We start from the raw sequence: 12,087 nt of genomic DNA, 5'->3' as shown, positions 1-12,087 counted from the left end.
GTGAATTCAGTCCATTCGGAGGGGAGGAACATCTGTGGCGAGTCGATATCGATCGAGCGGGCAACGCCTGGTTTGCATTGAGTAACGGTCACGATGCCTGCGTCATCAAGCCCCGCGAACCTGCCGTCGACACGAAAGCGACGGTAGCCAAAGAATCTATCGACAGCGTGCGTATCACAATGGCCGCACCGGAAACACCTGAACCCCGCTTCGTGTGGCGCCTAGACGGCGGTGTATGGAGCCTCCCGCAGAAAGACGCGGAAGTGCGCTTGGCCAGCCTGAGCGGCGGCGAACACTCATTCGAGGTCTTCGCGCTCGACAAGTACCTGACACCGGACCCCACATCCGCTGTGGTTACGTTCTCCATCGACATCGACACCGGACAACAGATTGCAGGCTGGATCGAGCAATTGTCGTCGCCGGACTACGACACACGAAATAGTGCCGTGAAGGCGCTTCAGCAACAGCCGGAAGAGGCTCTCAAGGCCCTGCGCGATGCCCGCGAGAAAGCCTCGGAAGACGCCAAGTGGTGGATCGACGTGGCTATTCAACACATCGAGCGATCACAGAAGAAGCCGTGACGCGCCCGCGCGAGACGGTCATTAAATGAAACGGACCGTGTTTTCCGTGCTCCCTGTGTTTCTCGTAGTATGAGATCGTTCGCGTTTGACTGAGACTTCTTTTCGTGTAATTCGTTTGATTCGTGGTCAAATTTCAGTGCCCTTATTCTGTACCCCCGTGGGTTGAAATCATTCGCTACTAATTCATCCTCTTCTCGGAGTCCATCGGTGCAAATCAATGGTTGAATCATCTTGGTTGCGTCATTGCTGCGCCGTGTTACGTCGCTAAGCCAAGCGAGCCTCAGTCAATTCAGGCGACTACTTGCCGGGTGCCCGCTTTCTTGAGCGCCAAGGGCGCAAAACATAATAGCCTGGGGCAAAGTCCTTCGAAGCCCCGAGACGCAGTCGAGGGACGAAGGAGGACGCCGCCCCAGGTAAGCAGCCAACCCCAATGGCCGCTCTGAAGGAGCCGCACATGCCAGGCGAGTGGGTGACACGCAATGGGTGATGTATTTCATGCGCGCTGGAACGTTTTTGCGCGCGCCGCAAGAAGTGCGCATAATCTGCCTTTCTCCATAATCGAGACCTCGACCCGGCCCCTTTTCCTTAAGCCCAGCACGTGTCTCTGAAAGGCCCAGCACCGTGGAAGACTCCGCACAGTCAGTCCGTTCGCGCGCAACGCAAACGTTTGCCGCGATCTTCGTCTTGCACGCCGCGTTGGACTGCTACGGCGGAATCTGGCCCATTTTCAAACACTTGGCCGGAATTCCGCTCGGTTATGCGGGCTTTGTCGCAACGTCGACCACAATGGTGATGTGGGCCCTGCAACCCGCTTTCGGCCATTGGGCCGATCAAGGGCGCATGCGCTTATGTTTGCTGCTCGGCACAGCCCTCACGTTCCCGATGATGTTTCTCGGTCCCCTGGGTAACCACGTCGACACGCTCGGGACGGGAGTGAGCTTCGCGCTCATGATTCTGATTATGGGACTTGGCCGTCTCGGACAAGCCATGTTCCATCCCGCCGGCGCGACCGTCTCTGCATCGCTCTCCGGCAAACACCGCGCTACCCTCTTGTCCGCATTCATCGCGGCTGGATGGCTGGGCTATGGCGCAAGCCAGACCGTATACAGCGTTACATTCTTCCATACCGGCGGCCATACCGAACTCGCACTGCTCCCAGGGCTCGTGGTCTTCGGTTGGGCAGCCCTTCGATGCAAGCCCATCGAGCCTGAGAGATCGGTTATCCCTGAACGCGCCCACCTGGGACTTGCTCCATTACTGAAGGGCGACATGCTGCTTCTGTTTGTGGTGCTTACCTTGATGTCTTCAATGAATCAGGCCCTGTTCTTCCTGTTGCCGGAGTTTCTCTCCGAAAGTCACTACCCCGAGTGGGTCGTCAACGGCGGCGGGCTGGTGTTTCTGGTCATCGGCGCCGGCATCGCCATGGTGCCTTTCGGTTACCTGGCCGATCGCCTGGGACAGCGCCTTGTCTTTATCGTTTCGATCATCTTGTCGGGCGTCACCTACGCGTACTTCGTGATGTACCCACCCAAGTCCATTCCCGGTCTTGCGGCGCTCTGTATTCTCACCGGAAGCGTCATCAGCGCCGTCAACCCGCTTGGCGTGTCGATTGGACAACTCATGGCGCCCCGCAACATGAGTGCCGTCGGCGGAATCATGATGGGCCTTGCCTGGGCCGTCGCGGCCTCATCCCAATGGGTCGTCGGCTACTTGGCAGACCGCCCAGGGAGCGGACCTTCCGAAGCGCTCGCGTGGATCGCCCTGACGGCCCCCGTTGCCGCCATACTGACTTTCGCCCTGCCGCGGACCACGCCCGCCCCGGCGAGCCTGCCCGACGCCGCTACGGGCTGAGCTTTGCTTCGAGTGCCTTCACGTCGGAGTACGCCGCATCCCAATCCGCGTAGACCGAATCGAGCACAACCGGCGCATCGGGAGCAAGCGCCTTCCACCCCTTCACGTCGATATCCGGCGTGCTGGAAAGTGGTGCTTGATAGGTCCACACCTTCGAGGCTACGTCCGCTTTCGGCGCGGAGGCCAGCCACAACCCGACCACACCTCCGAACTCCTCACCGATATCCGCAGGCTTCTTGCCTTGTTTGTGCAACATGGCAATGGAGGCGGCAATTCGCAGATTTTGCGCGTTAACGTCCTTAAGCATGGCCATAGCGTAGTCTTTGGAATTTGCTCCGTTGGGCGTCATTCGCAGATTGACCGTGATCCCCTTGTTGCGCGCTTCTTCGCAAATCTCTCGCAATGCCGTGACGAATCCCGCCCGCGTGTCTTCGGAGGTGATGTTGTTTTCCGGCACGCGATGCAACGCAATCACCAAGTCCGTTGCGCCAAGGACTCCCATCTTTGCGATGATGTCATCGATGGCCTCACGGCTCGCCGTGTAGTCAGCAGGCACGTTGTTCACGAGACGCAGATCGGGATAGAGGTTGACACCCGACGTGAGATCGGCAATTACCCGCAGACCTTGCCGCTTGATCCACCCCGCCTCGGCGGCAATCGCGTTGGCATCGCGCTCGTGCAGATATCGCCAATCGACAATTACGCCATCGGCATGTTCAAAGAACGTGGGACACGCAAGGATGAACTCCTTAATCGTTCGCGCGCCGGACATCGGCAAGATGCGTCCACGCGCGCGAGAAGCAGGCGTCACATGCGAGATCTCCGCGACATTTGACTCCGCAACGCGTACCCGAAAGATCCGAACATCTCCACCCGCGACGGTGGCTTCACCCGATGCGCCCAGTGTTGTGCCCTCGCTGCCGAAGGGAAGATAGCCGGGTGCGCCCTTCTCCGACTGGTCGAGCGGCTGTTCCTCGATCGACTGAATTGCCCCGCAATGCGAGGTGATCGTAAACGGCCGCTCCTCCAACACGTTATTGCAGATGCCCAGTGTGTAGTCGCCCGCCGCCTTTCTGCACACGATCAGACTGACATCCGGACCGGCGTCAAACAGCACATGCTCACGAAAAGCGGAGTCGACCACCGCACGGACATGCCGAAGCATCGGGAAAGGCTTAAGGAGCGGCTGGTCGATAGGATTGGCGATTTCCCCCGATACGGCCGATGCTTCCGGCACTCCAAACGGCGACGCCACAACCGTGATCTTACCCTTGCCGTACGGAACCCGCGCCGCCGCGACAACGTCGCCGCAGCGCGCCAGTGCAACGGCCGACGCGGGCAGCGTCAGCGGAATCAACGCAAATTCGTTCTCCTCGGAGACGGCTGTGCCATTCACGTCCACCGCCTGTCCGCTTTGATACGTCTTCGGCGTGCCCTCCGCAACGATTCCCGCGATGCCATCGGACCACTTGGCTACGTTCCCCGCCGTGACTATCAGATGTCCGCCTTGTTCGACGTATGCGACAAGCTTGTCGCGCAGTTCATTTCCTCCGCTCACTTCTCCCGCAAGCACGACGGCGGGATAGCGATTCAGCAGCCAGCCTTCGACATCCGAGAGCAAGCAGTCCGCGCTGTCGCCGTACGGCGTTGGCGTCATGAATCCGGTTTCATTGTGGTAGTAGGAAGAGTCCTGATAGCCGGGATACAGCATGTCGAGTACGTTGTCCGTGAGGTAGTCACCCGGCGCGTACGGAATTGTCCCCCAGACGCGGTAGACGTTTGCTGTATATAGGTGCCTTGGGAAAGACCATCCGCAATTAAAATCCATCAACAACGCGATGGGAGTCTGCATGACCCCCGCATCTCCATACGCGTCAATCCAATCTTTCGCCGACTGCTGAATCTTGCCGATAGGCGTCAGGCCATCCTTGCCAATCCAGCCCGATTCAAACCCAACAAATGCGCTGTTGTAGAGGATATGGCTGTAGATCAGGCGTTTGAGGAGGTTGAGACTTGTACCGCGAGTCGGACCATGATCCTGCCCTTCGCTGTCGTAGTTCTTGTATCCCCAGCGATTCCAGACCGACGCGTTTCCAAACCACAGCACGCCGTATTGCTTGCCTGCGCCGCGAATGAACGAGTAGTACACCTGACTGTTAGGCAATCCTTGTGCTGTTTCTGCGCCAATCAAGGTGTACAGGCCTTCCTTCAGGAAATAGTGGCCGAAGTTGAGCGACACCAGCGTCGACAACCTATTGCCGAGATCGTTCCCCATGCGTTCGAAATGGCGTTGGAAGTGGTAGTACTGCTCGAGCCGATCCGCCGAGATGGGATACGCTTGATCCGCGTAGCCGCCGATGTATCGACCGTCCTGCTCTCCGATATCCATGCCCAGCCAATGATCGCCGAGCGTTGTCTCCAGCGTATTCAGCGCCGCCGCGGGCGGAACGAACTGTTGCCAATCACCCGGTCCAGACCCAGGCACATATCCCCACAGATCGAACAAGAACAGGCCGCGCCGCTTGATCTCCTCGGCAAGTTCCGGGACATTTTCCGCAAAGATCATCGTGTAATGAGGCCAGATGACATTACCCAAGTCATATGTCTTCGTATACGAATCCAACTCTTCCGCATAACGGACAAGCCGGTTGTTCTCGATGGGAAACCCGCGCAACGCCACAAACTCCGTGTGATTGCCGAACGTGGCATACGTGGGAGGTTGCACATGCCTGCGCGCGAAATCGGGATGTTCCGCCGGGTTGGTCAGACCCATATAAACAGAGCGCGGCGCCTCGTGTTGCGCGGCCGCGTTCATCGCCGTCACGGATACGAGCGCAGCGAAGAGTATTCTGCCAAACGGCATGAGTGTTCCCCCTTCATAGGATGAATTTCTTGTGATGTGATTCGTGATTGAATCAAAAGGCGGTGTCTAGTCTATCACGTCTCAAGCGAACGACGACTAACCATGCTTGGCGCCGGCATCGCCCGCCGCGCGATGCAACGCATCAACGACATCCGCAAGGTGCGCGAGAATGGGGTGCTGCCAATCCTGCGACAGCGAGCGCAACATCTCGTCGTACACCCACAGGCTTCCTTCGCGCCCTCCATTGAATCGTTCCCATACCGCGTTCCCATCCGTGCGCATGTCGCGCAACGTGGTCGATGCATTGTGCAGTTTGTCCGCGGCGATGATCAGCTTCGCTTCGGGAGGGAGCGTCTTCGTCTGCTCGATGTATTGTTCCTTCCGCTCACGCCACGGCGGCTTGGGATGAACGAACGCATCCGAACACATATGCACCAAGTCGGCTACGCGGTCACCGAAGACCTCTTGGAGTTCGGAGAGCGTCTTGAACCCTTCTCCGTCTTCGACCGTGTCGTGGAGAAGCGCTGCGGCAATCTGTGTTTCCGTGCCTCCGAATTCTCCAACGAGTGCCGCGACAGCCATGGGGTGGGTGATATACGGAATCTGCGTTCCCTTGCGAAATTGGTCGCGATGAACGGCACACGCAAATGCAAACGCTCTGGGAATGATACTGCCTTGGCCTTCCGTCGACTCGTGACGAATGGGGCAACCCCTCCGCGACTAGTAGTGCGCCTGTTTGGGCCGCGCGACTTTTGAAGTCGGCAAGTCAACGAGGCGTCCCACGCGCGTGCACAGATCGCTCATGCTGAACGGCTTCTTGAGATAATCGTCAAAGCCGTAGTCGGTCAACATGCCTGCTTCGTCGTCATCGATGTAGCCGGATATGGCGAGAATCCGCGTATTCTTCGTTTCCGGACGCGACTTCACGCGTTCGCACACCATGCGGCCGTCCATGTCGCTGAGGTGAATGTCGAGAATCACAATGTGGGGGCTATTTTCGACCACCTGAGCGCCCGCGTCGAACCCGGTCGACGCCGTGAAAATCTTGTAGTCGCCACCCTTGGAAAGGGCTGCGGGAATCACGTCGAGGTAGTAGGGGTCGTCGTCAACAACCAGCACTCGCCGCTCGCTCTCTTCCAGTCGATCCAAAGGGATACCGTGGTTCAGCATGAACTGGCGCAAGCTGTCGTAGGGTATGCGCCGGTCGCCTCCCGGCCCGAGCCGGTAACCTTCGATCTGCCCCAAGTCGAACCAGCGCGACACGGTGTCCGGCGACACGCCGCAAATTGCTGCCACCTCACCGCTTGTGAAGACCTTGTTTTTCGCTTCTGCCATCACTTCACCTGTCGAAGTCGTCTCGTTCCTGCGTTTCAATATGGCACATACATGGAGCACTAGGAGAAATGCGCGGCCTCTCGCACAACGACTTCTGGGGCCGTGCAACAAATTATGATGCTAGCACCCCCGTGCAAGTGTGTCAAGAATTTGACCGAATTGCCCGGAATGCGGAATGCACCGGGTTTCCTCGAATCTCGCACTTAGTCCGGATTTCTCACGAACGCACCCTGATTGCGGCTCCCCTGCGCCGTGTTCGCGCTTCACCGCTGTGCATCTACCAGCGTGAATCCGGAACTCGCGTCTGATACGCTTGAGTACGGATTTCTCACGAACACATATGAGACCATCTCGTAACCAGTGTGTTTGCGAGACTTGCAGCAAAAAACAGAGGCGGTTAATCAACAGGCCAGAGGGGGCCCAATGTTGATCATGCATCACCTTGTACTTGCACTAACGCTCGCCGCGGCTGGGGGCACGCCCGTGGCCACCATCTCCGAAGTCCCGGGTCAAGCCGAACTGGACTGTATCGAAATTCAGGGGGTCGCCGCCGGGGTCTTTGACGATGAATTGTGGGACAAGCGTGCCCTGCACTTCGTGCCCGATCTCCGAATGCCGTTGCTCGAACCGCGGCGAGGCGGCCCCTTCCGAAACATCTACGCACCCTCCGCCGTGCCGGTTCCTGAAGGCTGGCGTGTTTTCTATGGCGCCTGGGACGGCTCGGACACGGGCAACGACCAGATCTACTCCACACCCACGAAGGACTTCCTCGACTTCGGTCCCCGAGATACCGTGATCGGACACGGCGTATTCACGCACGTGTGCAACGTGAACGCGTTCCGGAACGACGACGGCCGCTTCGAGATGATGTGCACGGCCTACCCCGACGCCAACGGCAAGAACAAACCCGCCTATTTCTCCAGCCCCGACGGCCAGACGTGGAATGGAGCGCCTGCTCCGTATCAAGCGGCACAGGAGGACGTCGTCACAATCGATGGCTATGCCAACTATCCGCAGGCCGACATCAACGGTGTGAACGTGCTGTTTCGGGAAGGCGACACGCTTCGGCTGTATTTCAACGACTACTCCAATCGCGGGCAGCTCTTCCTTGCGACCGGTAAAGACGGCAAGCACTACCAGTTCGAAAAGAGCGTGATGCAGACGGAGCACGCCATTAACGACGTGAAGAAGCTTGTGAATCATGAAGGGCCTTGGTATCTGATGGGGTTGCATATGAACACGAACTCCATTTGGTACAGCCTCTCACGCGACGGAATCGCATGGGGCGAAGAACGGCAACTGTTCCGCAACAACGGCGAAGAAGACCAGTACATCGTCGCGGTCGGATGGGTGTGCCAGGACAACCGCGTGCTGGGCGTGCTCTACGGAGCCGGCCCGGTTCCCGAACTCAACCGCAATCGCATCTACGCGCGCTGGCTGCAAAAACGCGTCGTCTTCGTGGCCGACGACAAGGCCCGCTCGAATCCCGAGCGTGCTATCGGTCCCGATCGGCAGTTGCTGCGCCTGCGCGATGAGCCTGTTCTCAAGGGGCGCTTCGAGATCTACGGCGACGACGGCCTCACCCTGATTGCCGCTACGGAACCGATGAGCATCAAACCGGGATGCAAATACAAACTGACACTTCCCGCGGAGGCAAATAAACCGTGAAGCTGACGACCCTACGCGCGACCCTGGTATTGGCGATGTTGGTGGCGGCCTGTGCCTGCCGTTCTTCCGCGCCGGAACCGCAGGTGGTGGAGCAGGACGTCGTGCTGGATGCGCGCGCCGAAGGCGGGTACACGTTCAAAGGCCCCTACGGACTTGCGGGAACGCTGACCTACGGAGCCGATGGCTGGTCGCTCAATGGCGTGTTTCAGTTTCCCACAGGCGGGTATCGCGTTAGCGGCGTGGACGTCAACGTGCTGAAGTCCTTGCCTGAGCAGGTCCACATAACGATTTACGTTTCGAGTCCGCCGAAAGATGCGATGACCACGCAGGTAATCACGGAAGTCGCCATCAACCGGGCCATTTCCGTGAGCAGTAGCGCGCGGTTTGCCATACGTGTTACCGCAAATGCCTCTTGAACTTTGTCTACGAGCGCCCTAAGCTCAAATTCGGAAACAACATGACGGTGGGTAGCATGGCGCTCAGAGACTTGTGCACGCAGTACAACATCTCCTTCAAGAAACAGCTCGGTCAGAATCTGCTTCTGGACGAGAACATCAACCGGATCATGGTTGATGCCGCCGAATTGGAGTCTACCGACGACGTCGTGGAAGTCGGGGCCGGACTGGGCGCGCTGACCGAAGTGATCGCTCCCAAAGCCGGTCGTTTGCTAGCCGTGGAAATCGACCGCGACTTCATGCCCTGCCTGGAAGACCGTTTCGGGCAGACGCCGAACATTCGGCTTTTTCGCGGCGATATTCTCAACCACAGCCTGCCCAAGTTGCTGGACGAGTACTTGCCCGGCGGCTCGACCTACAAGATGATCTCCAATCTTCCTTACTACATCACGACGCCCGTCATCTTCCATTTCTGGGAATCCCCGGTGCCGTTCGAGCGACTCGTCGTGATGGTGCAGGAAGAGGTCGCGTTGCGCATGGTCGCTCCCGTGAACGGCAAAGAATACGGCGTGTTGGCGCTCGCCGCCCAGTTGTACTCCGAAGTTGAACTGGTCCACCGCGTTCCCAATACCTGTTTCCGCCCGCAGCCCAAAGTCGACAGTTGCATCGTGCGGTTGCGCCGGCGTTCAACGCCCGTTTGCGCCGATGTGGATGTGCGATTCATGACGCGCCTGATCCGGTCCGCGTTCGCGCACCGGAGGAAGACGCTTCGCAACTCGCTCACCAAGTCCGGCTCATTCGGCGCGCCCGCCGAAGTGGTGTTGGAGGCTTTTGACGCCACCGGTATCGACCCATCGAGGCGTCCGCAGACGTTGACCTTGGACGAGTTCGCTCAGTTGGCGCAGGCAATCAAAGTGCGGCTCCAGCAGGGGAATTGACGATGAGCGAGACGTATCGCCATATCATCGACAGCCTTGGCAGCGGTGTGCTGGCCGTGGACGAAGAAGGCGTGATCACCGCCGTGAATCCCGCTGCGCGCGCCCACCTGCACCTCTCCGACGACGAGCTCAAGATTGGCATTCGCATCGACAGACTGCCGCATTTGGCGCCGCTGGTGGAAGTCTGGAACGAGGTCCACACGTCGTGCAAACCCATTGCGCGCCGCGAAATCGTGTTACCCCTGTCCGACGGCGCTTCAAAACACATCGGTCTTTCCGTGTCCTTGATTCAAGGGGAGAAACCCTTCAACGGCGCGGCATTTCTCTTCACCGACATGACCGAACGCCGCAGACAAGAGCGGTCCGCGGAACTCAACCGGCAGTTGGCCGCGCTTGGCGAGCTGACTGCAGGCGTCGTGCACGAGTTGCGCAACCCCGTCAGCGTTATCAGCGGCATGGCCGAATTGCTTATGCGCAAGACCGACCAGAACGACGACCGCCACGGCACGGCGAATGTCATCTTCAACGAAGCGGCCGCGCTCGAACGATCCATCAGCCAGTTCCTCGGATTCGCGCGTCCGTTCGAGTTGCAGATGGGCACCTGCTCCGTCGACGACATCGTGCAACGCTCCGTGCAACTATGCAGGCGGCGCGCGTCCGGAAAAGACGTCAGCGTCGAAGCGGCGGTCGCGCCCACCTTGCCCCTTGTGCGCGCCGACGTCTACCGCATGGCGCAAGCCCTTTCGAACGTGCTCAACAACGCCATCGAGGCCGCTCCCGAAGGCGGCTTTGCCATTATTGAAGCCTACCAGCAACACGATGACATCGTCTTCGAAATTGCCGACAACGGACCCGGAATCGCCCTCGGTTCCGGCGAAGATCTGTTCACACCGTTCTTCACCAAGAAAGAAGGCGGAACAGGCCTTGGCCTCAGCATCGCCCACCGCATCATCACCGCCCACAAAGGCACGATCCAACACGCCAACCAACGCGAAGGCGGAGCGCGCTTCGTCGTCCGCATCCCCATCAAACCCGACGAAGCCACAGACGTAATTTTCTAGGCGGCTTTCGCTGTCTTGGCGCTTCGAGCGCAAGACTTGCTTGTCTATTTGTACTCAAGCGTGTGGCAGGCATCCTGCCTGCCTCTTCGCGCTCGGACCATTCGGCCGGCAAGATGCCTGCCACACGAGGACCACCAACGCTTGAGCAGCAATTCGGTAGTGCCTGGGGCTCGGTAGCGCCTACATCGTTGCTGGCGCCGCATTGACCGTAGACCCCTGGCAATAGGCAGCATATCGACATGGAGGAAGAGAAGAACCGGAAGTGGTATCCGCCTGTGGAGATCTGGACGTTTTCGACGACAAACTGGTAGGGGGAGCGGAATGGTATGGAACGCCACAGTGGAGTGGCAGAAAAAAAGAGACCGAAGCCAAACGGCCTCGGTCCAAATCTATCGTAACTCGCAACGCCGGACTGATCCGACCGCGAGTTGTTTTAGAGACCTCGGACTGGGATCCGAGGCCTCCGCGGAAGGAGAAACGCCACATGTGGCGCTGACCAAACTTATTGTAGCATGCCCCCAGACAGAACGCAAATGGTTCTTTTGGTGTCAATAGGGGAAAAGAACGGGAATTAGCTTACATTGTTGCCATTTTTATCGCATTTTGCCATCTAGACACCTCGGAATTGCGTTCAAAAGCGTTCCACTTTGGCGCGAATTCCCGCTCCGGCTTCCAGGTCGAGCGTAGCTCGTCTTTCCCTTTCCACACCCCGACGCCGAGCCCCGCGAGGAAGGCTGCGCCGAGCGCGGTCGTTTCAATCGTCTCTCCGCGCACGACCGGGATGCCTAAAACGTCTGCCTGGTGCTGCATGAGCAGGTTGTTCTTGGCCGCGCCTCCGTCCACTTTCAGCACGGGAATCTGAGCGCCGACGTCGTGCTCCATGCTGTGGAGTACGTCGGCGGATTGGAAGGAAATTGACTCCAGCGCAGCGCGCACGATGTGGGCACGGCCGGCTCCGCGGGTAAGCCCGACGATAGTGCCGCGGGCGTGCATGTTCCAGTGGGGAGCGCCGAGTCCCACGAAGGCGGGCACCATGTAGACGCCGCCGTTGTTGGGGATTTCCGCCGCGACGGATTCGCTTTCTTCGGCGGAACGAATGATTTTGAGTTCATCGCGCAGCCATTGCACGACGGCTCCGCCGATGAACACGCTTCCTTCCAGGGCGTATTCGACCTTGCCGTCGAGTCCCCAGGCGATGGTGGTGATAAGGCCGTGCTTGGAGCGAATGGGTTTTGTGCCGGTATTCATGAGCACGAAGCAGCCCGTGCCGTAGGTGTTCTTGCATTCGCTCGGATTGAACGCGGCTTGGCCGAAGAGCGCGCTTTGCTGATCGCCGCAGATGCCCGCGACGGGAATCTCCGGTCCGAAGAGCGAGGTCGTGCCGAACACGCCGCT

General features: G+C 58.9%; 10 protein-coding genes. 6 read left to right on the top strand and 4 right to left on the bottom strand.

Features of this window, described 5'->3' with window-relative positions:
- Positions 1–581: hypothetical protein (locus K1Y02_21060; protein ID MBX7258866.1), on the top strand; the 581-nt coding region annotated here is incomplete at its 5' end.
- 621 nt (positions 582–1,202) lie between these two features.
- Complete coding sequence (locus K1Y02_21055; GenBank protein MBX7258865.1) at positions 1,203–2,432, top strand: MFS transporter; 1,230 nt, start codon at positions 1,203–1,205, stop codon at positions 2,430–2,432.
- Here K1Y02_21055 and K1Y02_21050 read toward each other — a convergent pair.
- The 3 genes from K1Y02_21050 to K1Y02_21040 form a co-directional block, all read right to left on the bottom strand.
- Entirely contained in the window at positions 2,422–5,295 is a 2,874-nt protein-coding gene (locus K1Y02_21050; GenBank protein MBX7258864.1) for a sugar phosphate isomerase/epimerase, read from the bottom strand. The two genes, K1Y02_21055 and K1Y02_21050, sit on opposite strands and share 11 nt — an antisense overlap.
- Before the next feature lie 96 nt (positions 5,296–5,391).
- Positions 5,392–5,997 carry an HD domain-containing protein gene (locus tag K1Y02_21045; protein MBX7258863.1) on the bottom strand — a complete coding sequence of 202 codons (606 nt, stop codon included), beginning with the start codon at positions 5,995–5,997 and terminating at the stop codon, positions 5,392–5,394.
- 18 nt (positions 5,998–6,015) lie between these two features.
- A complete protein-coding gene (locus tag K1Y02_21040) occupies positions 6,016–6,630 on the bottom strand; it encodes a response regulator (protein MBX7258862.1) in 615 nt (204 codons plus the stop codon).
- 432 nt (positions 6,631–7,062) lie between these two features.
- Here K1Y02_21040 and K1Y02_21035 point away from each other — a divergent pair, with 432 nt between their 5' ends.
- The 4 genes from K1Y02_21035 to K1Y02_21020 are packed head-to-tail and all read left to right on the top strand — an operon-like array spanning position 7,063 to position 10,692.
- Positions 7,063–8,298, top strand: coding sequence for a hypothetical protein (locus tag K1Y02_21035; GenBank protein MBX7258861.1), 1,236 nt, complete (start codon positions 7,063–7,065; stop codon positions 8,296–8,298).
- Entirely contained in the window at positions 8,295–8,714 is a 420-nt protein-coding gene (locus tag K1Y02_21030; GenBank protein ID MBX7258860.1) for a protease complex subunit PrcB family protein, read from the top strand. The genes K1Y02_21035 and K1Y02_21030 overlap by 4 nt, the downstream gene beginning before the upstream one ends.
- A 41-nt stretch (positions 8,715–8,755) precedes the next feature.
- A complete protein-coding gene (gene rsmA / locus K1Y02_21025; GenBank protein ID MBX7258859.1) occupies positions 8,756–9,631 on the top strand; it encodes a 16S rRNA (adenine(1518)-N(6)/adenine(1519)-N(6))-dimethyltransferase RsmA in 876 nt (291 codons plus the stop codon).
- Between the two features lie 2 nt (positions 9,632–9,633).
- Positions 9,634–10,692: a PAS domain-containing protein gene (locus tag K1Y02_21020; GenBank protein MBX7258858.1), complete on the top strand. Its 1,059-nt coding sequence runs from the start codon at positions 9,634–9,636 to the stop codon at positions 10,690–10,692.
- Between the two features lie 576 nt (positions 10,693–11,268).
- Here K1Y02_21020 and K1Y02_21015 read toward each other — a convergent pair.
- A partial coding sequence (locus K1Y02_21015) for a glycerol kinase (GenBank protein MBX7258857.1) occupies positions 11,269–12,087 on the bottom strand: 819 nt, incomplete at its 5' end.

It is taken from the genome of Candidatus Hydrogenedentota bacterium, assembly GCA_019695095.1.
Lineage (GTDB): Bacteria > Hydrogenedentota > Hydrogenedentia > Hydrogenedentales > SLHB01 > JAIBAQ01.
Note: the sequence above shows the minus strand (reverse complement) of the source record. Positions and strands in the feature narration are given on the sequence as shown.